A 25,205-nucleotide genomic window follows, 5' to 3' on the forward strand; every position below is an offset into this window, starting at 1 on the left:
CTGAGGGGGATCCCCGTGTCACACACCCAGACGCCCGCTCGCGCCGTCGCCCCGCGCGACGCCGCGCCCGGCCGCCCCGCCGCCACCGCGCGGCGGCGGGGCAGCGGCCGGGAGACCCTGGCCGGCTACCTGTTCCTGACCCCGTGGTGCATCGGGATACTGCTGCTGACGCTGGGTCCGATGCTGGTCTCGCTCTACCTGTCCTTCACCTCGTACAACCTCTTCGACTCCCCGAAGTGGGTCGGGCTGCAGAACTTCCAGGACATGTTCGCCGACGAGCGCTGGTGGAAGTCGGTGCGGGTGACCTCGGTCTTCGTGCTGGTCGCCACCCCGCTCAAGCTGGCCGTGGCGCTCGGCGTCGCCCTGCTGCTGGTCAGACCCCGCAAGGGACAGGCCTTCTACCGCTCGGCCTTCTACGCCCCCTCGCTGATCGGGGCCAGCGTCAGCGTCGGCATCGTCTGGCGGGCGCTGTTCAGCAAGGACGCGGTCGTGGACCAGGCGGGCAGGCTGTTCGGCCTGCACACCGACGGCTGGATCGGCGACCCGGACTGGTCGATGCCGACCCTGGTCGCCCTGTCCGTGTGGCAGTTCGGCGCGCCGATGGTGATCTTCCTGGCCGGGCTGAAACAGGTGCCGCGCGAGCTGTACGAGGCGGCGGAGGTGGACGGCGCGAGCTCCTGGCGGCGGTTCCGTTCCATCACGCTGCCGATGATCTCGCCGGTGCTCTTCTTCAATCTGCTTCTGGAGATCATCCACTCCTTCCAGGTCTTCACCTCCGCCCTGGTCATCGCCGGCCCCGGCGGCGGCCAGGCGGGCGGTCCGGGCGGCTCGCTGCTCGTCTACACCTGGTACCTCTACGACCAGGGCTTCCAGCAGCTCCGGATGGGCTACGCCTCCGCGATGGCCTGGATGCTGCTGCTCGGCATCGCCCTGGTGACGGCCGTACTGTTCCGCACCCAGAAGCTGTGGGTGCACTACGAGGAAGAGGGGACGGGGGCCCGATGACCACCACGCTCACCGCTTCCGGCCGTCGCAACGCGCGCTCCGTCGCCTGGCACCTCGGGGCGCTGGCTCTGCTGGCCGTGGTCCTCTACCCCGTGGTCTGGGTCATCGGCGCCTCGCTCAAGCCCGGCGACCAGATCATCGGCAGCCTGCAGTTGCTGCCCGGCCACCCGATCGCCGCGAACTACCGGCGGCTCACCGAGGGCATCGCCGACATCCCGATCTACTCGTTCTTCGTGAACTCGCTCTTCGTGGCGCTGGGTTCGGTGGTGGGGGTGCTCTTCTCCTGCTCCCTGGCGGCGTACGCGTTCGCGCGGATCCGTTTCGCGGGGCGGAATCTGCTGTTCACGCTGATGATCGGCACGCTGCTGCTGCCGTACCACGTACTGATCATTCCGCAGTACGTGCTGTTCCAGAAGCTGGGGCTCATCAACACCTATGTGCCCCTGCTGCTCGGCAAGTACCTGGCGGTGGACGCCTTCTTCGTCTTCCTGATGGTGCAGTTCATGCGGAATCTGCCGAGGGAGCTGGACGAGGCGGCGCGCCTGGACGGCTGCGGGCATCTGCGGATCTACTGGAGCATCGTGCTGCCGCTGTGCCGGCCGGCGCTGATCACCAGCGCGATCTTCACCTTCATCTGGTCGTGGAACGACTTCCTCGGGCCGCTGCTCTATCTCAACGAGCCGGAGAAATACACCGTCTCGCTGGGCCTGAAGATGTTCATCGACCAGGACAGCATCGCCGACTACGGCGGCATGGTGGCGATGTCGCTGGCCGCGCTGGTGCCGGTGCTGCTGTTCTTCCTCGCCTTCCAGCGCTATCTGGTCGAGGGCGCGGCGACCTCCGGGCTGAAGGGCTGAGCCGGTGGTCGTGAGGCAGCGGTACGCGCGCTACTCGCGGTTCGCGCTCTTCGCCGAGTGCATGCTCACCGGGGCATGGCTGGTGGTCGCCGCGCTGCCGCTGGTGACGCTGCTGCCCGCGTTCGCCGCCGCGTGCGGCCATCTGCGGCGGTACCTGGACGGCGAGCGGGCCGGATGGCGGGAGTTCGCCGCCGGGGTGGTGGCCGCGACCCGGACCGGGTGGCGCTGGTCGCTGGCGTGGTGGGCCGGGCTCGGGCTGCTGGCCTTCGACTGGGCGGTGGCGGGGTCCGGACTGCTCCCGGGCGAGCGGGTGATGGCCGCCGTCAGCGTGGTGGGCGGGTCGGCGCTGGTCGTCGTGGGGCTCCGTGCGGCGGCCTGCTGGCCGCAGGCCCCGGCGGCGGTCGCCCGGCGGGCGGTGGCCTCCGACCCCGGGGGCTCGATGCTGCTGCTGGGCGGGCTGGCGGTGGTCGCGGTGGCGGGCTGGATGCTGCTGCCGCTGGCGGTGCCGGCGCTGGGTTGTCTGGCGGGGGCCGCGGTGGCGGTGGAACGGCGTATCGGCGGCTGAGGGGCCGTCCCTGTGTATGTCATGCACCTGACTTATGTCTTCTTACGCAGTCAAGGAAGGGAAGAAACATGTCCCCGATTCCCAGGCGCACCGTGATCAAGGCGGCCGCGATCGCCGGAGCCGCCACCCAGTTCAGCTGGGCGCTCGGCGCGAACGCGCCCACCGCGACGGCCGCCGACGACACCCCTGCCGAAGTGGTCTGGCTGGAGGACGGCGGCCTCGGCCAGGCCCCCGGCAGCACCTTCGGCGTCCCGTGGCCCAAGGGCCGGTACGCCGCCGGCACCGCGTTCGCGCTCGCCGCGGAGGACGGCACGGACATCCCCGTACAGACCTGGCCCACCGCCTACTGGCCCGACGGGACGCTGAAATGGACCGCGCACGCGGTCGGTCCGGATGCCGGGCCGGCGGCGAAGTACACCCTCACGCCCGGATCGGTGGCGGAGGCGCCCGCGAAGCCGGTCACCGTGGACCGCGCGGGCGGGACCATCGACGTGGACACCGGAGTGGTGGTCACCAGGATCGGCAAGAGCGGCAGCACCCTCATCAAGTCCGTGCTCCGCGGCGGCACCGAGATCGCCAAGGACGGCAGGCTCGTCCTCATCAGGCAGCCCGAGATCAGCGAGGGCGACCAGGGCAGCGACAAGTGGGAGCGCTTCGAGAGCGTCATCGGCGAGGTGGCCGTCGAACAGGACGGCCCGGTCAGGGCCGTGGTCCGCATCGACGGCAAGCACCGCAAGGGCAGCCGCCAGTGGCTCCCCTTCTCCATCAGGCTGTACTTCTACGCGGGCGCGGACTCCTTCCGCATGGTGCACACCATCACCTACGACGGCACCCAGGAACCCGGGCAGAACTCCGGCGACTTCATCCGGGGCCTGGGCGTCCGCTTCACCGTCCCCATGCGCGACGCCGCGTACGACCGCCACGTCCGCCTCGCGGGCGAGACGATCAGCGGGAAGACCGGCTTCCTCACCGAGGCCGTGCAGGGCATCACGGGGCTCCGCCGCGACCCCGGCGCCACCGTCCGCGCCGCCCAGGTCGCGGGCGAGAAGCTGGCCGACCCCGCCACCTGGGACCAACGGGTCACCACCCGGCTCCAGTACATCCCCCAGTGGGGCGACTACACCCTCAGCCAGCTCTCCGCCGACGGCTTCACCCTGCGCAAGCGCACCACCCCCGGCCACGGCTGGATCGGCGCCGGAGGCGGCGGCCGCGCCACCGGATTCGGCTACGTCGGCGGGGCGGGCGGCGGCCTGTCCTTCGGCCTGCGCGACTTCTGGCAGAAGCACCCGGCCCAGCTCGACATCCGCGACGCCCACACCGACGAGGCCGAGGTCACCGTCTGGCTCTGGTCGCCCGAGGCCCAGCCCATGGACCTGCGCTTCTACCACGACGGCATGGGCCAGGACACGTACGCCGAACAGCTCGAAGGCCTCAACATCACCTACGAGGACTACGAGCCCGAATTCGGCACCCCCTACGGCATCGCCCGCACCAGCGAGCTGTACTTCTGGGCCAACGCCGCCACCCCCACCGCCGCCGTGCTCGCCGGACAGGCCGCCGTCGTCCGCACCCCCGCCCAGCTCGCCGCCGCGCCCGCCGTCCTGCACCGCGCCGGGGTCTTCGGCGGCCTCTTCACCCCCGTCGACCGCTCCACCGCCGCGAAGGCGGCCATCGAGGACCACCTCGACTTCCTCTTCACGTATTACAAGGACCAGGTCGAACAGCGCCGCTGGTACGGATTCTGGGACTACGGCGACATCATGCACACCTACGACCCGTCCCGGCACCAGTGGTGCTACGACGTCGGCGGCTACGCCTGGGACAACTCCGAGCTCTCGCCCGACCTCTGGCTCTGGTACGCCTACCTGCGCTCCGGCCGCGCCGACATCTTCCGCTTCGCCGAGGCCATGACCCGCCACACCGGCGAGGTCGACGTCTACCACCTCGGCCAGTGGGCCGGCCTGGGCACCCGGCACGGCGTACAGCACTACGCGGACAGCGCCAAGCAGCAGCGCATCAGCAACACCACCTACCGCCGCTACTACTACTTCCTGACGGCGGACGAGCGGGTCGGCGACCTGATGCACGCCAACGTCGACTCCGACGAGACCTTCCTCGTCCTCGACCCCATCCGCAAGATCCGCACCGAGCCCTACACCCCTGACCGCCACGCCCTCTCCATCGGCTTCGGCACCGACTGGTCCGGCCTCGCCTCCGCCTGGCTAACCGAATGGGAACGCAACGGGCCCAAGGCCGAGAAGGCCAAGGCCCGCCTCCTGGGCACCATGGAGACCATCGCCGCCCAGCCCAACGGCTTCGTCCAGGGCAGCGGGCTCTACGACCTCGACACCGGCCGCTTCGCGATCGCCTCCGCGCCCGTGGTCGGCGTCTCCCACCTCTCGGCGGTCTTCGGCCTCGTCGAGATCTGCGCCGAGGTCATCGACCTGGTCGAGGTCGACGGCTTCAAGGCCGCCTGGCTCGACTACTGCCGCTACTTCAACGCCACCAAGACCCAGCAGGCCGCCCGCTACGGCTCCAACTTCGGCACCCTGCTGCTCTTCCAGGGCCACGCGCGGCTCGACGCCTACGCCGCCGTGCAGACCGGGGACGACACGCTGGCCGCGCGCGCCTGGAGCAAGTTCTACAACAGCGACGGCTACGTCGAGACCGCCACCACCTGGAAGACCACCGCTCTGGCGGGCCCGGACGTGCTCGTCCCCGGCGGCGAGGCGGCCTGGGTCTCCACCAACAGCACCGCCCAGTACGGCCTGGCGGCGATCCAGAACCTCGCGCTCGTCGGCGACAAGATGTGAGCCCTTCGGGCATGAAGGACGTCGCCCAGGACGCGGGCGTGTCCGTGGGAACCGTGTCCAACGTGCTCAACCGGCCCGAGCGCGTGGCCCCCGCCACGCGTTCACGGGTCCTGGCCGCGATCGAGCGGCTCGGCTACGTACGGAGCGAATCGGCCCGGCAGTTGCGGGCCGGGCGCAGCCGCATGCTCGCTCTGCTCGTGCTGGACCTGGCCAACCCCTTCTTCGTCGCCGTCGCCAAGGGCGCCTCGGCGGCGGCGAGGGAGGCTGGGCTCGGCGTCATGGTCTGCCACAGCGCGCAGAGCGCGGCGGAGGAGGCCGAGTACGCGGGCATGTTCGCCGAACACCGCGTCCGGGGCGTCCTGGTGACCCCGGTCGACGCGACGGGGCTCAGCCTCGCCCCGCTGCGGCGCCAGGGCATCCCCTACGTCTGCGTCGACCGCCTCGCCGGGCCCGGCGAGGCCGCCTGCTCCGTCTCCGTCGACGACCACGCCGGCGCGGCGCTGGCCGTCGGCCACCTCGTGGCCCGGGGCCACCGCCGCGTCGCCTACGTCAACGGCCCCCTGCATCTGACCCAGTGCCGCGACCGCCTCACCGGCGCCCTGTCCGTCGCCCCCCACCTCCACGTCCTCGACGTCCCCCGCCTCGACGTCGCCGCCGGCCGCGACGCCGGCGCCCGCCTCCTCGGGCTCACGCCCCGCCCCACCGCCGTCTTCTGCGCCAACGACCTCATCGCCCTCGGCGTCCTCCAGACCCTCCACACGGCCGGCCTCCGAGTCCCCGACGACCTCGCCCTCGTCGGCTACGACGACATCGAATTCGCCGCCGCGGCGGCCGTTCCGCTGACGTCGGTCCGTCAGCCCGCCTTCCTGATGGGCCGCCGCGCCGTCCGTCTCCTCCTGTCGGAGGCCGACCCCGACCACGTCCACGAGCGTGTCGTCTTCCCACCCCACCTCACCATCCGCCGCAGCAGCGGCCCCGGCTGACGGCCCGGGCTCCGCCCCCGGGCTCCGCCCGGCCCTGCCAGGGGCTTCGCCCCCGGACCCCTGAACGCCCTTCGGGCGTGTCCTCAAGCGCCGGACGGGCTGGGTTGGCCGGTGTGCGCCTGCTGTTGTGGTCTGGTCGGGGCCGCCTGCCGGGACTGCGTCCTCAGCGCTCGCGACTTGGGTCGGCCTTGTTCGTGCCCGGGATCCTCGCTCGTCGCTTCCGGGCGCATCCCTCCACCGTCCCCTTCGGCCGGTTGGCGGCCACCGGCCGGTAGGGGTACAGGTTCTCAAGCCCGGGCGGGCTGACTCTCCGTCCGGCCGGGAGGGGACACGCCGGGGTTCTCCCGCAGGCGACGAGCGAGGATCCCGGGCACGGACAAGCAAGGTGCCCGAGTCGCGAGCGCCGAGGAGAGAGGCCCCGGTGGTGGCACCGACCCCCAGGCCAACCCAGCCCGTCCGGCGTTTGAGGACGGAACCGGCAACCACGGCCATCGGCACGCCTTCGGCCACCGTCCGACGGCCGGAGGCCGGCGCAGCGGCCCGAAGCAAGCGCAGCGCCCGCGAGGGACGCAGACAAGAGGGGCCCCAGCCTGTCCGGCGGGTCCGGGTGGAGCGCGGTTTACCGGAGGCGCCCCAGCAGGTCCCGCACGCGCCGCACATCCCGCAACCGCTGCTCGTACGTCGCGCCGACCGCCAGCAGCAGCACCCCCGCAAGGGCGAGCGGCAGCCAGCGCGGCAGCGCGCCCACGGCCTGTACGACGAACGGCGCGAGCTCATGGAGCGCGTCGAGTACGAGAGCCGAGCCGCCGAGAACGAGGGGTGCCCGCAGCCGGTACCGGGCCCCGGTCAGGGTGACGGCGAGGGCGCCGGCGCCCAGGAGGAGGGGCCGGAGCCAGTCCGGGTCGGTCCAGGCGGCGATGAGGCTCGGCAGGAGCGTGGCCAGGAGCCCGGCGCCGTAGGCGGTCCAGGAGGAGGAGGCCGGGTCGCGGCGGCGCCGGAGGAGGCCGATGGAGAGGGCGGCGAGGGTGACGGGCAGGGTGTAGGCCTCGGGCATCGTGATGTCGGAGGCGGACAGCCGCACCCAGGTGGCGGCCACCATGAGCGCGGCGCCGGCATACCCGGCGGCGGGCCGGCGGTCGGCGCGCAGGGCGACCGCGCCGGCCAGGACGCCGGCGAGGGCGAGGACGAGCGCCAGAACCGGGAGGTCGCCGTCGGCCGCGGCGATGACCACGGCCGGCAGTGCCGTCACGTACCCGGCGCATTCCATGGCCAAAGCCCGCACCAGAAAGGCGAGCCCGACGGCCGCCGCCGCGACACCGAGCACCGCGTACGCGGCCCCGTACGAGGGTCCGACCCAGGCGAGGCCCGCCGCGCAGGCGACGGCCGCCGGCCCGCCGACGGCTCGGGCGTCCGCCCCGGGCCCGGCGGCGGTGCCGGCGAAGGCCACGAGCAGGACGCCGAACACGGCCATGCTCACGGACCAGTCGTCGAGCCCCCAGGCCGCGGCGGTCGCGGCGAGTACGACCGCGCTGCCGAGCGCGGTCCGGCGTATCGCCCGCCCGCCGGTCGTCTGGGCGGCCACGAGAAGCAGCGCCACCACGGCCACCCTCAGCAGCACCGCCACCACGTACGGCAGCCCGGAGGCCACCGGCAGTACGGCGGCCGCGACCGCCCCCAGGACCACGGCCCCGCAGTGGGCGGCCGTGCGCAGCCGGTCCGGCACCGGGCCGAAGGCCGCCAGGACGGCCAGCACCGCCGGAACCACGACGGCCGAAGCCGGTCCGTGCGCCGCCGAGGGCCCGAACACCCCGGCGGCCAGCGCGGGCAGCGCCCACAGCAGAGCCAGCCCGTGCACCGCCCCGGCCCCGATGGCGACGCCCTCGATGGACGGCCGGGGCACCACCAGCACCACGTACAACACCGCGACCGCGCACGCCAGATACCCCGGCACCGCCCAGTCCGCCGCGACCTCCACCCGCACCGTCCCGCCGAACGCGGCCACCGCGGCCAGTCCGGCCACCGCCCCGCCCGGCGCCCGCAGGCCGGACGCGAGGGCGATGCCCGCGCCCGCCAGCAGCAGCGCCGAGGCCCGGGCCGCGTCACCGAGGCCGTGCGCGTCGAGGGATAGCACCAGCGCCACGCCCAGACCGGCGAGCCCGGTCACCGAGCCGAGGACCGCGGCCAGCAGCCGGAGCCTGCCGCGCACCGCCGCGTCGAGCGCCGCCGTCCCCAGCAGCGCCGCGCCCGTCCAGTACGCCGACCCCGACGCGAGCGCCAGCAGCGGAAGCGGGAGTTGCGCCAGCAGCAGCGCCCCGGGACCGGGCAGGAGGAGCCGCCGGGTCAGCGGCAGCCGTCCGTACGCCGCCCAGAGGGCGCAGATCAGGCCGATCGACACCGCCGCGTACCGAAGCCCGTCGGTGTCCGCGAAGGCGACCCGCCGGACCGCGTACGCGTCGAGCAGCAGCAGGACCAGCCCGAGGCAGGCGATGACCTCGCCGGTGGCGTTGAGGGCCCGCCGCACCAGCAGCGCCGGGACGGCCACCACGGCGGCGGTGAGCGCGCCCAGCACGAGGGCCCGGCCGCCGATGCCGAGATGCCCCCAGCTGACGAGGGTGAAGGCGACCGCCGCGACCGCGAGCAGCACGCCGCCCAGCGACAGCAGCAGATTCTGCGCCGCCCGGGGCGAGGCCTCGCGCCGCGGCGGACGGTGACCGGCCGGCGTCCCCCAGCCGGCGGGCGCGGATGCGGGGGCGGGCCGCAGCAGCGCCAGCAGCCGCCCCCGCCGGTCCAGCAGCCGTGCGCGCTCGGCGTCCAGTGCCAGGAGCGCCCGGTTGACCTCCCGCAGCTCCTCCACCGGCGCACCGGTGAGCGGCAGCGCGCAGCGCGGGCACACGGCGGCGGCCCCGGGGCCGGTCAGGGCCCACCCGCAGGCGGGGCAGCGGTCCGGTGGCGGTGGCATGGTTTCCATGACCGGAGTGTGGCGCGGGACATGCCGCGTCACATGGGGCCTGGTACTCAGATCCCGCCTGAGTACCCACTTCCGATGGACACTTGGCCCATGGACTGGTGCCGTTACCGCTTCCGCAGCTCCTGGGATGTCACAGCCGCGCCCGCCGCCGTCTACCGCGTCCTGGAGCGCCCGGACGAGTACCCCTCCTGGTGGCCCCAGGTCCGCGAGGTCCGCCGCACCGGCGACACCACCGGCACCCTGCGCTTCCGGTCGGCGCTGCCGTACGACCTCTATGTCACCGCCCACGCCACCCGCCAGGACCCACGGGCCGGGGTCCTCGAAGTGGCCATGTACGGGGACCTCGAAGGCTGGGTCCGCTGGACGATCCGGGAGAACGGCGGCGGGGGCACCCACCTGCTCTTCGAGGAGGACGTGATCGTCAACAAGCCCCTGATGCGCCGCCTGGCCGTCCCCTGCAGGCCGCTGTTCCGTGCCAACCACGCGCTGATGATGCGCGAGGGGCGCCGCGGGCTGCGGTCCCGGCTCGACGGCTGCGGCGATGACGGCGGCAACGGTGGCGGCAACGGTGGCGGCAATGGCGTTTGAACGCACCGCCCCGTGCCCTGTATTGTTCAGGTCGTCCCGGGCGATTAGCTCAGCGGGAGAGCACTTCGTTCACACCGAAGGGGTCACTGGTTCGATCCCAGTATCGCCCACAGATCGTGAGAGGCCGGTCCGTCACCGACGGACCGGCCTCTCACGTATGCCATGGGTGCGTCACGCCGCCGGCTCGTCCGGCACCGGAACCGGCACCGGCTCCCGCCGCAGCGGCCACGCCGGGTCCACGCTCTCGTCCGTACCGTTGCGCGAGAACCAGGTCTGCAGGCCCCGCGCCTGGGCCGCGTGCCACACCGCCTGCCGCGTGTGCAGCTCGGCCGGGGGCATCGCGCCCACCCGGCCCTCGAAGCGCAGCCCCACCGCCCGGACCAGGGCCAGCGAGGCTGCCGCGTCGGCGGCCGCGTCATGGGCGTCGGTCAGCGGCACGCCGTAGTGGGCGCACAGGTCGCTCAGGGTCCGGCGGCCCTTGCGGTAGCGGTCCAGGTGCTTGTCCAGGACCCGGGGGTCGATGACATACAGCGGTGCCCGCACCAGGTGGGCGGCCAGCGTCGTACCGCGATGGCGCCGCAACTCCCGGTCGAGCAGGGTGAGGTCGAACGGCGCGTTCATGATCACCAGTGGGATCCCGGCCGCCGCCTGTGCGCCCAGCGCCCTGGCCAGCTCCTCCACCACCGGTCCCGGCCGCCTGCCGTGCTGCCGCAGGTAGGCGTCGGACAGACCGTGCACGGCGCGAGCGGCGTCCGGGACCGGGACGCCCGGGTCCACCAGCCACTGCTCGGCACGCGGTTGGGTTCCGGGGCCGTCCTGAACGACCAGGGCGGCCGAGACTATGCGGTCCGACTCCACGTCAACTCCGGTGGTCTCCGTGTCGAAGGCGGCCAACGGCCCGTCGTACCAGCGCGGCATGGCGTACTCCCGTACAGGTGAAGGGGGATTGAGGAGGCCGGCGGACACCGCCCTTCTCAGTACGTACCCGTGACATGCCGTCACTGAACCAAAACGGTTTACGGTACACAGCTGGCGGGGATGACGCAAGAGACACGGGGACACAAGAACGCACATTGAGCCACAGCGGACCACAGCGGGCCACAACGGGGAAGGTACGAAGAGCAATGGCGATCACGCAGCCCGAGCCGGGCGGGCTGTCTCCTGCGCCTTTGCGCGGGGCGCTCGCCACCACCAGTTGCATGGAGACACTTCAGGTGGGGTATCTGCATGCTGTAGCGGCCGCGGCGGGCTGCTCGCTCGCCCAGCCCTTCCCGGACTACGGCATCGACTGGCACATCAGCCACAGCGCACGCGGCGGCGGCCATGCCATCGATGACGAGGTGACCATAAAGGTCCAGCTCAAGTGCACCTACCAGGTGGCCCCGAGACCACCGGGACCCACCTTCGCCTTCACCCTCGACAACGAACACCTGGTGAAACTGGCCCGGACACCGGTGTCGGTTCACAAGATCCTGGTCGTGATGCTCGTGCCCCGCACGCCCGAGGAGTGGCTGCGCGCCAGCCACGACCGCCTCGAACTGCGGCACTGCTGCTACTGGATCAACCTGGCCGGACACCCGGTGACCGGCCGGAACAGGACGACCGTGCGGATACCCACCGCGCGGATATTCGACGACCGCGCGCTCTGCGAGATCATGACGCGGGTCGGGGCGGGAGGGAAGCCATGACGGACCGGCTCAGCCCACTTCACCGGCCGGACCCCTCGGCGGGCGACTTCGCGCTGCCCGCCCCGGAGCGGGTCGACCCCGCGGTCCTCACCGCGCTGCTCGCCCGGCACGGCTGGCAGCGACGCGGCGGCGCTCCCGGCCGCTACACCCGCTGGACCCCGCCGGGGGACGCCGGCACCAGCCTGCTGGTGCCCGAGCGGCAGCGGGGCGGCCAGTACGCCGACCACACCGATCTCCTGGCCGAGGCCCTCACCGCCCTCGCCCGCAGCGGCGCGCCCTCCGCGCGCGACGTACTCACCGCCCTCACCGTCCCCGGCGACGAGATCCGCTGGATCCGCGACATGCCCCGCGTCGCCGACGCCGTCCCCTGGCCCGCCGCCGGACAGCTCCGCTCCGCCGCCCGCGCCATGCTCATGGCCGCCGCCCGCGCCGAACGCGGCCCCGCCGGCTACTACGGCGAACGGCACGGCCGCTTCGCCGCCGCCTTCCTGGAGCAGGTCCTCGTCGGCCCCTCGCCCGGCGGCCACCTCCTCACCGCGTACGCGCCACTGCACGGCGACCGGGCGGTCGTGACGACCCTGCTACGCGCGTTGCAGGCGACCCGCGACGCCGTGGACTACCAGCGCACGACCGGCGGCATGGAAGCGTTCGACAACGCCGTCGGCCTCGGCGTCTGCCACGAGCTCACCGAGTCGCTGATCCGCCTGGTGCGCGGAGCCGAGGGAACGGCCGTCGCCATCGCCTGGTCGCCCGCCGCCGGACCGCCGGCCGGCTTCGCGGCCCGACCCGAGCCCGTCGAGTTCTCACCTGGCGACCTCCCGGCCCTGGAGGCCGCCAGTCACCGTTACGTACGCGAGGAGCCCTCCCTCCCCGTCCGGGTCACCGGCACCGTGGTCCGCCTGCGCCGCCCCCGCCCCTCCGGCGGCGGCACCATCCGGCTGCGGGTGCTCGCCGGCGCCGACGTCCGCCAGGTCCGCGTCCACCTCGACGGCGACGCCTACCGCATCGCCGCCCACGCCCACCTCGTCGGCCTCCCCGTCCGCGTCAGCGGCCACCTCGACGCCCGCAGCGGCTTCCGCCGGATCACCCGGCCCACCTCCATCACCCCGGTCCACGTCGACGAGGCCGAGCGAGACCGCCTGCTCAAATCCCTCCAGGGCGGCATCGAGACCTTCGAGGACGCCTGCGGCGGCTGACGGCCAATGCTTATCGCTTCGCGTGGCACTCGGCCGGGTCGGTACGATTCAGCCGTGGTGCACCGTCCGGTGCGAACACAGCAGTGCATACGTCAGGAGAGAACCGGTGTCAGACGTCCGTGTGATCATCAAACGCGATTCCGATGAGCGGGAAGAGCGCGTGGTCACGACGGGTACGACCGCCGGTGAGCTCTTCGACGGCGACCGCGCCGTCGTCGCCGCCCGCGTCGCCGGTCAGCTCAAGGACCTCGCGTACGCCGTCGCCGACGGCGACGAGGTCGAGCCGGTCGAGATCACCAGCAAGGACGGCCTCGACATCCTGCGCCACTCCACCGCGCACGTCATGGCCCAGGCCGTCCAGGAGCTGTTCCCCGAGGCCAAGCTCGGCATCGGCCCGCCGATCAAGGACGGCTTCTACTACGACTTCGACGTCGAGAAGCCCTTCCACCCGGACGACCTCAAGCGCATCGAGAAGAAGATGCAGGAGATCCAGAAGCGCGGCCAGCGCTTCTCCCGGCGTGTCGTGACCGACGAGGCCGCCCGTGAGGAGCTGGCCGCCGAGCCGTACAAGCTGGAGCTCATCGGCCTCAAGGGCTCCGCCGGCGACGCCGCCGAGGGCGCGTCGGCAGAGGTCGGCGCGGGCGAGCTGACCATCTACGACAACATCGACGCGAAGACCGACGAGCTGTGCTGGAAGGACCTCTGCCGGGGTCCGCACCTGCCCACCACCCGCAACATCCCGGCCTTCAAGCTGATGCGGTCCGCCGGCGCGTACTGGCGCGGCAGCGAGAAGAACCCGATGCTGCAGCGCATCTACGGCACCGCCTGGCCGACCAGGGAAGAGCTCAAGGCCCACCTGGACTTTCTCGTCGAGGCCGAGAAGCGAGACCACCGCAAGCTCGGCAGCGAGCTGGACCTGTTCTCCATCCCCGAGGCGCTGGGCTCCGGCCTCGCGGTCTTCCACCCCAAGGGCGGCATCATCCGCCGCGAGATGGAGAACTACTCGCGCCTGCGCCACCAGGACGCGGGCTACGAGTTCGTCAACACCCCGCACATCTCGAAGGAAGAGCTCTTCGTCACCTCGGGGCACCTGCCGAACTACGGCGAGGCGATGTTCCCGCCCCTGGAGTTCGACGGGCAGAACTACCGCCTCAAGGCGATGAACTGCCCCATGCACAACCTGATCTTCGACGCCCGCGGCCGCTCCTACCGCGAGCTGCCGATGCGGCTCTTCGAGTTCGGCACGGTCTACCGCTACGAGAAGTCCGGCGTGGTGCACGGCCTCACCCGCGCCCGCGGCTTCACCCAGGACGACTCGCACATCTACTGCACCAAGGAGCAGATGGCGGGCGAGCTGGACTCCCTGCTCACCTTCGTCCTCGACCTGCTGCGCGACTACGGCCTCAGCGAGTTCGAGCTGGAGCTGTCCACCCGCGACGACTCCCCGAAGTTCATCGGCGAGGACGAGGAGTGGGAGGAGGCCACCGACGCGCTCCGCCAGGCCGCCGAGAAGCAGGGACTCCCGCTGGTCCCCGACCCGGGCGGCGCCGCGTACTACGGGCCGAAGATCTCGGTCCAGGTGCGCGATGCCATCGGCCGGTCCTGGCAGATGTCGACCATTCAGGTCGACTTCCAGCAGCCCAAGCGCTTCGAGCTGGAGTACACCTCGGCCGACGGCTCCAAGCAGCGTCCCGTCATGATCCACCGGGCGCTGTTCGGCAGTATCGAGCGGTTCTTCGCGGTCCTGCTGGAGCACTACGCGGGCGCCTTCCCGGTGTGGCTCGCCCCCGTGCAGGCGACCGGCATCCCGATCGGTGACGCGCATGTGTCCTACCTGCAGGACTTCGCCGCCGAGGCGAAGGCGAAGGGGCTGCGCGTCGAGGTCGACGCGTCCTCGGACCGCATGCAGAAGAAGATCCGCAACGCCCAGAAGAACAAGGTCCCCTTCATGATCATCGTCGGGGACGACGACGTGGCGGCCGGAGCGGTCAGCTTCCGCTACCGGGACGGCTCCCAGAAGAACGGCGTTCCGCGTGAGCTCGCGCTCCAGGAGATCGTCGACGCCGTCGAGCGGCGCGTGCAGGTCTGAGGCGGCGGGCGGGGAGGGGCACTTCCTCCCCGCCCGGCTCCTGCCCGGCCCAGGAGAATATGCTGGCACGCATGACGACTGAGCCGGAGCAGCAGATCGGAGTCGGGTCCCCGGACGCCTTTCAGCGCCTGTGGACGCCCCATCGGATGGCGTACATCCAGGGGGAGAACAAGCCGAGCGGTCCGGGGGCCGAGGACGGCTGTCCGTTCTGCACGATTCCGGCGAAGAGCGATGAGGACGGCCTGGTCGTCGTGCGCGGCGAGAGCGTCTACGCCGTCCTGAATCTGTACCCCTACAACGGCGGCCACCTCATGGTGGTCCCGTACCGCCATGTCGCGGACTACACGGACCTGGACGAGGCCGAGACGGCCGAGCTGGCCGAGCTCACCAAGCAGGCGATGGCTGCGCTGCGCGCCGCGTCCGGCGCGCACGGGTTCAACATCGGGATGAACCAGGGCCTCGCCGCCGGCGCGGGGATCGCCGCACATCTCCACCAGCACGTCGTGCCCCGTTGGGGTGGGGACACCAACTTCATGCCCGTCGTCGGACACACCAAAGTCCTCCCCCAGCTCCTTGCCGACACCCGCAAGATGCTCGCCGACACCTGGCCCGCTCCCCAGCACCGCTAGGGCCTGTCCGACCCTGATCCGCCGGACAGGCCCTGGGGGCGCGGGGAACTGCGCGACCGGCCGACCAGGACCCGCAGATCACGATCGGCCTCCCCGCGGAGCGTTACGCGTCGTACATGTCGGCCCGTCCCGGGTCGTGGCCCTGGACGAGGTTGCTGAGCAGGCCGGAACGGCCGGTGAACTTCTCGGTGTCGACGCCGTTGTCCTGCATGACCTGGATGGCGGCGGCGTGCACGGCGCGCAGCACGGGCGTGGCGGCGCGCAGCGCGTCGTCGGCCATGAAGCGGTGCTTCCAGGGCTTGTCGGCCCAGGTGTGGCGGAGGCCGAAGGGCTCGGGGAGGACGAGTTTGCCGCCGAGCCAGTCCAGGAGCGGGGGATACCAGCTGAAGGGCGCGCGGACCGAGACGCGGACGATCTCGTCGGTCTCGAGCAGGGGGAGGGCGACCTTCCTGGTCTCCCAGAAGCGGACGGTCTTGGGGATTTCCTTTTCCTTGGGGTCGGGCGGGCTGGTGAACATGGGATCGACGGGACCGAGGGCGTGCCCGGTGACCTCGACGCGCAGGGTGCTGGCGAGGACGGTGACGGTGACCAGGAGGGTTATGACGAGCTGGCCGTCCCAGAGGGTGAACTGGATGCCCAGATAGTGGCGGTTGCCCTTGCCGAACTGCTGCTCGTTGCAGATCCGCTGTATCTCGAAGTCCTTGACGGTGTAGCCCTCGACGTCCGCGCCGGTGGGCCGGACGACCTTTTTCGCGCCGGGGCCGATGGGGGCGACCACCCAGTGCCGTATGGAGGCCTTGGGGAAGCCGCCGGTGTGCAGGGGGCCGCGCTCCAGCTCGCGCAGGCGGCCGTGGATGGCCTTGATGACGTCCCAGCTGCGGAAGCCGTGGATCTCGGCCATGCCCTCGCGCGGGGTGAGCTCCTCGGCCAGCTGCCAGCTGCCCCAGCGGGTGCCCATGCCCAGTATTCCCTTGGGCCCGGCGTAGAAGACGACGTTGCTCTGCTGCTCCTGGGAGAGCTTGGCGAGGTTCTGGCGCAGCTGCTCGGCGCGGGTCTCGTTGGGGTTGCGGGGCACGGCCTCGGGGATCTTGGCGCCGACGCCGGAGCCGGAGACCAGGCCGGCCCAGCGGTCGCGGAGGTCGGCGGCGGTCTTCAGGCAGATGCGCTTGGCCCAGAACCAGCCGAGGATCGGGGCGATCATCATGAACCGCAGGTACTGCGCCAGGAAGCCGTGCAGGGGCGGCCTGACGACGAACAGGACCGCGAGGAAGCCGACGACCAGCAGGATGGCCGAGCCCAGCATGCCCGCCCGGTTGCCCTTGCTGTCCTGCTTGGCGATGAGGGCACGCAGCTGGAAGGCGCCGAGCCAGATCAGGACGCCGGGCAGGAAGAGGAGTCCGAAGATCGCGGCGACGACGGTGAGCCGGGCGTCGCGTTCCTGGCGTATGCGGTTGGCGGCGAGGCAGTGCTCGACGACGGTCTGCGGCTCGGCGCCGAAGGACTGGATGATCTCGTTGCGCCCGCCGCCCAGCATCCGCAACTGCACGGCCCGGGCGAAGGCTTCACCGAGCCGGGGCTGGAAGAGGGTGAGCTTGCCCTTGCTGAACGTGGTGACGGTGGCCGCGGTCCGGTCGGCCTCCGGCTTGTCCGCGTCGAGGGCGACGAACTTCTCGACCGTCTGGTCCTTCTCGTCGCGGTACGCGGCGGACGCGAGCGCCTGGGTCGCGGCGGTCTGCCCGTCCGCGCCGCTCAGCGGGACCTGGGCCCCGGGCGTCAGGAAGTCGAATTCCGAGCTGGCGAACCCTGAGAGTGACACTACCGCCCCCATCCATGCACGCCGACAGGCGAGTTGTCCCCCGGCCCATTCCCCGCCGGGGGAAACGGCACACTTTCCGATCTGCTCGCGATCCGCTCCTGATCGCCCACACAGCGTATAGCGGCGGCGGGCGGCGCGTCAGCGACCCGGCGCATCAGGCCTGTTCAAGCCTGTTTCCCGCGCCGGGTCGTCAACGGATCCGGGAGCGCTGCTACTTGGCTCCGGCCTCCTGCTGGTGCTGTTCGCGCAGCTTCACCGCGAGCTGCGGCGGCATCGGCTCGTGCCGGGCGTACTCGCGGCTGTAGCGCCCGGTGCCGTGGGACAGGGACCGCAGGTCCACGGCGTAGCGGCCGATCTCGATCTCGGGGACCTCGGCCCGCACCAGGGTGCGTCCGGGAGTCGCGGGCTCGGTGCCGAGGACGCGGCCGCGCCGGCTGGACAGATCGCTCATCACGGGGCCGACGTATGCGTCGGAGACCAGCACCCTGATCTCGGAGACCGGCTCCAGGAGGTGGATGTGGCAGTCCGCGGCCGCCTCCCGCAGGGCGAGGGCGCCGGCCGTCTGGAAGGCGGCGTCGGAGGAGTCCACCGAGTGGGCCTTGCCGTCGGTGAGGGTGACGCGGATGTCGACCACGGGGAAGCCGAGCGCGACCCCGCGCGCGGCCTGGGCGCGTACGCCCTTCTCCACCGAGGGGATGAACTGCCGGGGCACCGCGCCGCCGACGACCTTGTCGACGAACTCGATGCCGGAGCCGACCGGCAGTGGCTCGACCGCGATCTCGCAGATCGCGAACTGGCCGTGCCCGCCGGACTGTTTGACGTGCCGGCCGCGTGCGGCGGTCCGGTCGCCGAAGGTCTCCCGGAGCGAGACCTTGTACGGTACGGCGTCCACCTGGACGCCGTAGCGGCTGCGCAGCCGGTCCAGGGCCACGTCGACATGGGCCTCGCCCAGGCACCACAGCACGACCTGGCGGGTGTCCGGGTTCTGCTCCAGCCGCATGGTCGGGTCCTCGGCGACCAGCCGGGACAGGCCGACCGACAGCTTGTCCTCGTCCGCCTTGCTGTGGGCCTCGATGGCGACCGGCAGCAGCGGGTCGGGCATCACCCAGGGCTCCATCAGCAGCGGGTCGTCCTTGGCGGACAGGGTGTCGCCGGTCTCGGCCCGGCTGAGCTTGGCCACACAGACCAGGTCGCCGGCGATGGCGTGCGGGACGCCGCGCTGCTGCTTGCCGAAGGGCGAGGACAGGGCGCCGACCCGCTCGTCCACGTCGTGGTCCTCGTGGCCCCGGTCCTCCAGACCGTGCCCGGAGACGTGCACGGTCTCGTCGGGGCGCAGGGTGCCGGAGAAGACCCGGACCAGGCTGATCCGGCCGACGTACGGGTCCGAGGCGGTCTTGACGACCTCGGCGGCGAGCGGCCCGGCCGGGTCGCAGGTGAGCGCGGGCCGGGGTTTGCCCTGGGGGGTGGTGACCGGCGGCACCTCGCGCTCCAGGGGGGTGGGGAAGCCGCCGGTGATCAGCTCCAGCAGCTCCACGGTGCCGATGCCCTGCTTGCAGCCCTCGGCGGGCGGGGCGGCGGCGAGGACGGGATGGAAGGAGCCGCGCGCGACCGCTCGTTCAAGGTCCTGGACGAGGGTCTTGAGGTCGAGTTCCTCGCCGCTGAGGTAGCGGTCCATGAGGGTCTCGTCCTCGCTCTCGGCGATGATCCCCTCGATGAGCCGGTTGCGGGCCTCCGCCAGCCGGGGCTGCTGCGCGGCGTCGGGGTCGCGGTCGGCGCGCTCGCCGGAGGAGTAGTCGTAGACGCGCTGGGTGAGCAGGCCGGTCAGGCCGGTGACGGGCGCGTGGCCGTCGGGGCCCTCGGGGCCGTGCAGGGGCAGGTAGAGGGGGAGTACGGACTCGGGGGAGTCGCCGCCGAAGATCTCGCGGCAGACCTGCGTCAGTTCGTCGAAGTCGGCCCGCGCCGACTCCAGGTGGGTGATGACGACCGCGCGGGGCATGCCGACCGCCGCGCACTCGTCCCACACCATGCGGGTCGCCCCGGACAGCGTCTCGGGGCCGTCGGAGGCCGAGACGACGAAAAGGGCCGCGTCCGCTGCCCGCAGACCGGCCCTGAGCTCCCCGACGAAATCGGCGTATCCGGGAGTGTCCAGCAGATTGACCTTGATACCGCCCCATTCCACCGGTACGAGCGAGAGCTGTACCGAGCGCTGCTGGCGGTGCTCGATGTCGTCGTGGTCGGAGACCGTGGTCCCCTCGGCGACATGCCCGGCGCGGTTCACCGCCCCGGTGGCCAGGGCCAGCGCCTCGACCAGCGTTGTCTTTCCGGAGCCGCTGTGGCCGACCAGCACCACGTTTCGAATCTGCTCTGGCCTGCTGGCCTGGCCGGCCGTCGGTGCCCTTCCGGCGGCTCCTGGATTTGTCCTGTCGGCTGAACTGCCCACGGTCCTCGCCTCCCGGCGGTTGTCGCACGCGTGCGTACGGGCACTTCAAGGACGCCACGGGAGACCGCTCGGGGCGGCCTCGTCGACGCCCGCGGTAATTCGACCTTCCCACGCCGGTCCGGTCGCGTCCATACGTCGTACACGTGCCGGCGGGACGTCCCCTCACGCGTGGGCGCGCAGCGCGGCTGGCTACGATGGGCCAGCCGGTGGCCGACGGGGCCGCGCGGCACCCACCGACCTCCGGGAAGGCCATGCTGAACAAGTACGCGCGTGCTTTCTTCACGCGTGTTCTCACGCCGTTCGCCGCGTTCCTCCTCCGCGTGGGCGTGAGCCCGGACGCGGTGACCCTCATCGGTACCGGGGGCGTGATCGCGGGCGCGCTGGTCTTCTACCCCAGGGGGGAGTTCTTCTGGGGCACGATCGTGATCACCCTGTTCGTCTTCTCCGACCTGGTGGACGGCAACATGGCCCGCCAGGCCGGGGTCTCCAGCCGCTGGGGCGCCTTCCTGGACTCCACCCTGGACCGGGTCGCCGACGCCGCGATCTTCGGCGGCCTCGCGCTCTGGTACGCGGGCGGCGGCGACGACCTGGTGCTGTGCGCGGTCACCATCTTCTGCCTGGCCAGCGGCCAGGTCGTGTCGTACACCAAGGCGCGCGGCGAGAGCATCGGCCTGCCGGTCAACGTCAACGGGCTGATCGAGCGGGCCGAGCGGCTGGTGATCTCGCTGGTCGCCTGCGGCCTCGCCGGGCTGCACAAGTTCGGCGTCCCCGGCATCCAGTACCTGCTGCCTGTCGCCCTGTGGATCGTGGCCGTCGGCAGCCTGGTCACCCTCGGCCAGCGGGTCGTCACCGTACGCCGGGAGTCCTTCGAGGCCGACGCCGCGGCCGCCCGGAACCCGGAAGGGAGCGGGGCGGCGTGAAGGAACGGCTGACCGACGCCCTCTACGGAGCCGGCTGGGGCGCGGTCAAGCGCCTCCCGGAGCCGGTGGCGAACCGGCTCGGGCGGGACATCGCCGACCTGGCCTGGCGGCGGCGCGGCAAGAGCGTGGCCCGGCTGGAATCCAACCTGCGCAGGGTGGTCCCCGACGCGGACGAAACGCGCCTGCGCGAGCTGTCCAGGGCCGGCATGCGCTCCTACCTGCGCTACTGGATGGAGTCCTTCCGGCTCCCGGCCTGGAGTAAGGACCGGATCCGCGGCGGCTTCGAACCCAAGGACGTCCACCACCTGATCGACGGCCTCGCCTCCCCCCGCGGCGTGATACTCGCCCTGCCGCACATGGGCAACTGGGACCTGGCCGGCGCCTGGGTCACCACCAAGCTGGAGACGCCCTTCACGACGGTGGCCGAGCGGCTGAAGCCCGAGACCCTCTACGACCGCTTCGTCGCCTACCGCGAGGGCCTGGGCATGGAGGTCCTGCCGCACAGCGGCGGCGAGGCCTTCGGCACCCTGGCCCGGCGGCTGCGGGCCGGCGGCCTGGTCTGCCTGGTGGCCGAACGCGACCTGTCCGCGTCCGGCGTCGAGGTCGACTTCTTCGGCGACCGCACGCGCATGCCGGCCGGCCCCGCCCTGCTCGCCCAGCAGACCGGCGCGCTGCTGCTGCCGGTCACCCTCTGGTACGACGACTCGCCCGTCATGCGCGGGCAGGTCCACGCGCCCATCGAGGCACCGGCGGAGGGCACCCGGGCGGAGAAGACCTCCGTCATGACGCAGGCGCTCGCCGATGTCTTCGCCGCCGGCATCGCCGAGCACCCCGAGGACTGGCACATGCTCCAGCGGCTGTGGCTCTCGGACCTTGAGACCCGCGAGCCTCGTGAGACCAGCGAGCCCCGTGAGCCCAGCGAGCCCCGTGAGCCCCGTACAAGGGAGACTTCTTGAAAATCGGGATCGTCTGCCCGTACGCGTGGGACGTCCCCGGAGGCGTCCAGTTCCACATCCGCGACCTCGCCGAGCACCTCATCACGCTCGGCCACGAGGTCTCCGTCCTGGCGCCCTCCGACGACGACACCCCGCTGCCGCCCTACGCCGTCTCCGCCGGCCGCGCCGTCCCCGTCCCGTACAACGGGTCCGTCGCCCGCCTCAACTTCGGCTTCCTGTCCGCCGCCCGGGTCCGGCGCTGGCTGGCCGACGGCGCCTTCGACGTCATCCACATCCACGAGCCCGCCTCCCCGTCGCTGGGCCTGCTCGCCTGCTGGGCGGCGCAGGGACCGATCGTGGCGACCTTCCACACCTCCAACCCCCGCTCCAGGGCCATGATCGCCGCGTATCCGATCCTCCAGCCGGCCCTGGAGAAGATCAGCGCGCGGATCGCGGTGAGCGAGTACGCCCGCCGGACCCTGGTCGAGCATCTGGGCGGTGACGCCGTGGTCATCCCCAACGGCGTCGATGTCGGCTTCTTCGCCGACGCCGAGCCCAATCCGGACTGGCAGGGCGCCACCATCGGCTTCATAGGCCGCATCGACGAGCCCCGCAAGGGCCTGCCCACCCTGATGCGGGCCCTGCCGAAGATCCTCGCCGAGCGGCCGGACGTACGGCTTCTCGTGGCCGGGCGCGGCGACGAGGAGGAGGCCGTCGAGGACCTCCCGGCCCCGATGCGCGACCGGGTCGAGTTCCTCGGCATGGTCAGCGACGAGGACAAGGCGCGGCTGCTGCGCAGCGTCGACCTCTACGTCGCCCCCAACACCGGTGGCGAGTCCTTCGGCATCATCCTCGTCGAGGCGATGTCGGCGGGCGCGCCCGTCCTCGCCAGCGACCTGGACGCCTTCCGGCAGGTGCTGGACGGCGGTTCGGCGGGCGAGCTGTTCCCCGTCGAGGACGCCGACGCGCTCGCGGCGTCGGCGCTGCGCCTGCTGGGCGACCCGGAGCGGCTGGCGGAACTGCGGGAGCTGGGCAGCAGCCATGTGCGGCGGTTCGACTGGTCCACGGTCGGGGCGGACATCCTGGCGGTGTACGAGACGGTGGCGGCCGGCGCCGCGCATGTGGCGGCGGACGAACGGCTCAGCCTGCGGGCGCGCTTCGGGCTGGCGCGGGACTGACCGCCCGCAGTTCGACCGCGAGGGTGTCCAGGACGGCCGTCGTACGCGGCGAGGCCAGGCCGGTGGCGAACCGGGCGGCGTCCTGCCGCCGGGCGAGCGCGCCGTCGTGATCGCCGACGCGCAGGCGGGCGGTGGCGGCGCGGGCCGCGTAGATGGCGCGGTCGCGCAGGTGGGACGGGTCCTGGGCCGCGAGGGCGCCCTCCAGTAACTCCAGGGCCTCGGCGGATCGGCCGAGGTCGAGCAGGGCGGTGCCGGCCTGGGCGTCGAGTTCGGCGCCGTCGAACCAGTAGAGCCAGCCGGGATCGCCGGCACCGGCCCCGCCCGGGTGGCCGGTGTCCCCGGCGCAGTCGGCGAGCAGGTCGCGGGCGTCGTCCAGGGCGCGGCGGCAGGCGGCCTCGTCGCCGGTCCCGGCCAGCGCCCGGGCCCGGCGGGTGGCCAGCATGGCGCGGGTCCTGCGGGTGGCGCGGCCGGCGGCGGAGTCGGCCGCGTCGACGGCGGCCAGGGCGTCGCCGGGGTGCCCGGTGAAGACCGCCTGAAGGCTCAGCCCGGCCCAGATGCCCGTGGCCAGCGGCACGTCCCCGGCGTCGTGGGCGAGCCGCAGGGCGGTCAGGAAGTGCCGTTGCGCGGCGCTGTGGTGGCCGCAGTCGGCCGCCGCCCAGCCGCCGAGCTGCGCCAGGTCGGCGGCGACGCGGAACAGCCGTGCGTCGAGCCCCCTGCCGTACGGTCCCAGGGCCAGCAGGCCGGCGGCGATCGACAGATCGGCCTCGACCCGCTTGCGCACCGCGCCGCCGCCCAGCCGGTCGTCCAGCCTGCGCAGGCCGTGGACACCGGATTCCAGCCACTCGACGGTCTGGCCGGCGGTCTCCGCCGGGCTGGTCTCCGCCGGGTCGGCCGGACGCCGCTGCGGGGGGATCACGGGTCGCGCCGCGCCGAGTGCGGCGTCGGCCCATTCCCGCGCCGCTTCGCCCAGCCCGGGGCCGCTGGCGATCGGGTAGCCCCGGTTGTCCCGGGTGGCCTCCTCCAGCAGCGTGTGCAGCGCCGCCCCGGTCCCGGCCGGGGTCCAGGGCAGTCCGGTGGGCAGGCCCTCGTACGCGGGCAGCCAGCCGGGCCAGGGCCGGGCCCGCATTTCGTGCGGCGGCACCCTCAGGGCCCTGGCGAGGGCGCGCTGGCTGTCGCGCTCGGGGACGACGCCCCAGTGCTCCCAGCGCCAGATCTTCTCCCGCCGCGCGGCCATGGGCACCCCCAGCGCGCGGGCGTTGTCGGCGATCAGGCGGGCGAGGTCCTGGTAGCTCCAGCCATGGCGGTGCCGTAAGTAGCTCAGCGGGTGGGTCGGCGTGTTCGGAATCTCGTGCGGCACAGGTACCTGATATCAGCCGAAGCGGCGCCCCCGCAGCGACACTCGGACATTTGTGCGGGACAACAGCGAGACAACAGCTCTGCTCTTGAGGCGGAGCCTTCCCTACCGGTTGGCTGTGCCTGATCACAGCGAGTCCCGGGAAACCGCACCCGACGTGCTGTGACACACCCCCCACCCTCTTCAGAAAAGTGATGTGCGCCGTGGAGGCAGCCCGAGCATGACGCCACCTCCGCCTCCCTTCGGCCTGAGCCGTTCAAGGGGCAGGATCGCCTTCGATCCGGCACTCGACGACATCGGACTCGCCGCCGCCCGCACCGCCCTGTCCCAGGGCCGCTGGACCGACACCCGGGACCTGCTCGCCGCGACCGGCGACGACTGGGAACGCCGCGGCCACCGGCTGACCGTCCTCGGCGAGGCCCCGTCCACCGTCGCCTGGGCCGAGGACTGGCAGCTCGCCGAGCCGGACAGCGCGGACGCAGCGGCCCTGCTCGCCTGTGCCACCGCCTTCCGCGCCGTCGCGGGCAAGGCCGCCCCCGAGCGGGCCGCCGAACTCTGCCGCGCCGCCGCCCGGCTGGCCCCCGCCGACCCCACTCCCTGGCTCGCCCTCCAGATCCTGGCCCGCCACACCGGCACCCCCGACGAGCAGGAACGCGCCTTCGACCAGGTACGCGCCCGCCACCGCAGCCACCACCACGCCCACCACCTCATGACCGCCTGCCTCGCCGAACGCCAGGGATCCGACAGCGACCGGCTGCACCACGAGGTCTACGAGTTCGCCGAATGGGCCTCCGCCGACGCCTCGCCCGGCTCCCCGCTCGCCGTACTCCCGCTGGTCGCGCACACCGAACGGCACCGGGTGCTCGCCCGGGCCGGCAAGGAGGCCGCCGACCCGGCGCAGTCCGAGTTCTGGCGTACCTGGCGGGCCCGCCGCGGACTCGCCCAGGCATTCGACTGGTGGCTCGAATGGGACGGCCGCGACCACCCCCGGCTCTTCCTCGACCTCAATCACCTGGTGCACGCCCAGTCCGTACTCGGGCGGACGGCCGAGGCCGCCGCCCTGTTCAACCGGATCGGCACCCACGCCACCCGCGAACCCTGGTGCCATCCCGACCGCGACCCGAGCCGGACGTTCCTCGCGGCCCGTCAGGAAGCGCTCGGCACCGGCTTCTCATAGCCAC

General features: G+C 72.5%; 19 protein-coding genes and 1 tRNA gene. 15 read left to right on the forward strand and 5 right to left on the reverse strand.

The window, feature by feature from the left end; all coding sequences use genetic code 11:
• Positions 1 to 15 precede the first annotated feature (15 nt).
• The 5 genes from OG607_RS38935 to OG607_RS38955 all read left to right on the forward strand — a co-directional run bounded on the left by OG607_RS38935 (position 16) and on the right by OG607_RS38955 (position 6,223).
• Positions 16 to 1,005, forward strand: a complete 990-nt coding sequence (locus OG607_RS38935) for a carbohydrate ABC transporter permease (RefSeq protein WP_405734013.1) — start codon at positions 16 to 18, stop codon at positions 1,003 to 1,005.
• Positions 1,002 to 1,862 (forward strand): carbohydrate ABC transporter permease, encoded by an 861-nt coding sequence (locus OG607_RS38940; RefSeq protein ID WP_405734015.1) that lies wholly within the window; start codon positions 1,002 to 1,004, stop codon positions 1,860 to 1,862. The genes OG607_RS38935 and OG607_RS38940 overlap by 4 nt, the downstream gene beginning before the upstream one ends.
• 4 nt (positions 1,863 to 1,866) lie before the next feature.
• Positions 1,867 to 2,427 carry a hypothetical protein gene (locus tag OG607_RS38945; RefSeq protein ID WP_405734017.1) on the forward strand — a complete coding sequence of 187 codons (561 nt, stop codon included), beginning with the start codon at positions 1,867 to 1,869 and terminating at the stop codon, positions 2,425 to 2,427.
• A 68-nt stretch (positions 2,428 to 2,495) separates the two neighbouring features.
• The gene (locus OG607_RS38950) at positions 2,496 to 5,240 is read left to right on the forward strand and encodes a Tat pathway signal sequence domain protein (RefSeq protein WP_405734019.1); all 2,745 of its coding nucleotides are present in this window, start codon (positions 2,496 to 2,498) and stop codon (positions 5,238 to 5,240) included.
• 11 nt (positions 5,241 to 5,251) lie between these two features.
• The gene (locus tag OG607_RS38955; protein ID WP_405734021.1) at positions 5,252 to 6,223 is read left to right on the forward strand and encodes a LacI family DNA-binding transcriptional regulator; all 972 of its coding nucleotides are present in this window, start codon (positions 5,252 to 5,254) and stop codon (positions 6,221 to 6,223) included.
• 619 nt (positions 6,224 to 6,842) lie between these two features.
• Here OG607_RS38955 and OG607_RS38960 read toward each other — a convergent pair.
• Positions 6,843 to 9,191: an SCO7613 C-terminal domain-containing membrane protein gene (locus tag OG607_RS38960; protein ID WP_405734023.1), complete on the reverse strand. Its 2,349-nt coding sequence runs from the start codon at positions 9,189 to 9,191 to the stop codon at positions 6,843 to 6,845.
• A 90-nt stretch (positions 9,192 to 9,281) separates the two neighbouring features.
• Here OG607_RS38960 and OG607_RS38965 point away from each other — a divergent pair, with 90 nt between their 5' ends.
• Positions 9,282 to 9,779 (forward strand): SRPBCC family protein, encoded by a 498-nt coding sequence (locus tag OG607_RS38965; RefSeq protein ID WP_405737352.1) that lies wholly within the window; start codon positions 9,282 to 9,284, stop codon positions 9,777 to 9,779.
• A 38-nt stretch (positions 9,780 to 9,817) separates the two neighbouring features.
• Positions 9,818 to 9,889 (forward strand) — tRNA-Val (locus OG607_RS38970).
• A gap of 61 nt (positions 9,890 to 9,950) precedes the next feature.
• Here the strand turns inward: OG607_RS38970 and OG607_RS38975 are convergent.
• Positions 9,951 to 10,697 (reverse strand): exonuclease domain-containing protein, encoded by a 747-nt coding sequence (locus OG607_RS38975; RefSeq protein WP_405734025.1) that lies wholly within the window; start codon positions 10,695 to 10,697, stop codon positions 9,951 to 9,953.
• A gap of 206 nt (positions 10,698 to 10,903) precedes the next feature.
• Here OG607_RS38975 and OG607_RS38980 point away from each other — a divergent pair, with 206 nt between their 5' ends.
• The 4 genes from OG607_RS38980 (at position 10,904) to OG607_RS38995 (ending at position 15,381) form a co-directional block, all read left to right on the forward strand.
• Positions 10,904 to 11,467, forward strand: coding sequence for a DUF4365 domain-containing protein (locus OG607_RS38980; RefSeq protein ID WP_405734027.1), 564 nt, complete (start codon positions 10,904 to 10,906; stop codon positions 11,465 to 11,467).
• Entirely contained in the window at positions 11,464 to 12,663 is a 1,200-nt protein-coding gene (locus OG607_RS38985; RefSeq protein WP_405734029.1) for a hypothetical protein, read from the forward strand. The genes OG607_RS38980 and OG607_RS38985 overlap by 4 nt, the downstream gene beginning before the upstream one ends.
• A gap of 106 nt (positions 12,664 to 12,769) precedes the next feature.
• Positions 12,770 to 14,752, forward strand: a complete 1,983-nt coding sequence (thrS, locus tag OG607_RS38990; RefSeq protein WP_405734031.1) for a threonine--tRNA ligase — start codon at positions 12,770 to 12,772, stop codon at positions 14,750 to 14,752.
• Positions 14,753 to 14,811: 59 nt separating this feature from the next.
• On the forward strand, positions 14,812 to 15,381 hold the full coding sequence (locus OG607_RS38995) for an HIT family protein (protein ID WP_405734033.1): 570 nt from the start codon (positions 14,812 to 14,814) through the stop codon (positions 15,379 to 15,381).
• A gap of 103 nt (positions 15,382 to 15,484) precedes the next feature.
• Here the strand turns inward: OG607_RS38995 and OG607_RS39000 are convergent, their stop codons facing one another.
• Both OG607_RS39000 and OG607_RS39005 read right to left on the reverse strand, forming a co-directional pair.
• A complete protein-coding gene (locus OG607_RS39000) occupies positions 15,485 to 17,209 on the reverse strand; it encodes a hypothetical protein (protein WP_405734035.1) in 1,725 nt (574 codons plus the stop codon).
• A gap of 199 nt (positions 17,210 to 17,408) precedes the next feature.
• Complete coding sequence (locus OG607_RS39005) at positions 17,409 to 19,637, reverse strand: elongation factor G-like protein EF-G2 (protein WP_405734037.1); 2,229 nt, start codon at positions 19,635 to 19,637, stop codon at positions 17,409 to 17,411.
• Positions 19,638 to 19,831: 194 nt separating this feature from the next.
• On the opposite strand from OG607_RS39005, the gene pgsA reads away from it, so the two are divergent.
• Genes pgsA through OG607_RS39020 form a run of 3 tightly spaced genes read left to right on the forward strand, consistent with a single transcriptional unit; the run spans position 19,832 to position 22,670 of the window.
• Complete coding sequence (pgsA, locus tag OG607_RS39010; RefSeq protein ID WP_405734039.1) at positions 19,832 to 20,557, forward strand: phosphatidylinositol phosphate synthase; 726 nt, start codon at positions 19,832 to 19,834, stop codon at positions 20,555 to 20,557.
• Positions 20,554 to 21,513: a phosphatidylinositol mannoside acyltransferase gene (locus tag OG607_RS39015; RefSeq protein ID WP_405734041.1), complete on the forward strand. Its 960-nt coding sequence runs from the start codon at positions 20,554 to 20,556 to the stop codon at positions 21,511 to 21,513. Before pgsA ends, OG607_RS39015 begins: the two co-directional genes overlap by 4 nt.
• On the forward strand, positions 21,510 to 22,670 hold the full coding sequence (locus OG607_RS39020) for a glycosyltransferase family 4 protein (RefSeq protein ID WP_405734043.1): 1,161 nt from the start codon (positions 21,510 to 21,512) through the stop codon (positions 22,668 to 22,670). Before OG607_RS39015 ends, OG607_RS39020 begins: the two co-directional genes overlap by 4 nt.
• Here OG607_RS39020 and OG607_RS39025 read toward each other — a convergent pair.
• Positions 22,633 to 24,027, reverse strand: a complete 1,395-nt coding sequence (locus OG607_RS39025; protein WP_405734045.1) for a hypothetical protein — start codon at positions 24,025 to 24,027, stop codon at positions 22,633 to 22,635. The genes OG607_RS39020 and OG607_RS39025 overlap by 38 nt on opposite strands.
• 217 nt (positions 24,028 to 24,244) lie before the next feature.
• Between OG607_RS39025 and OG607_RS39030 the strand changes: the two genes are divergently transcribed.
• Positions 24,245 to 25,201 carry a hypothetical protein gene (locus OG607_RS39030; RefSeq protein WP_405734047.1) on the forward strand — a complete coding sequence of 319 codons (957 nt, stop codon included), beginning with the start codon at positions 24,245 to 24,247 and terminating at the stop codon, positions 25,199 to 25,201.
• Positions 25,202 to 25,205: the final 4 nt, after the last annotated feature.

The organism is Streptomyces sp. NBC_01537, assembly GCF_045040445.1.
Classification (GTDB): Bacteria; Actinomycetota; Actinomycetes; order Streptomycetales; family Streptomycetaceae; genus Actinacidiphila.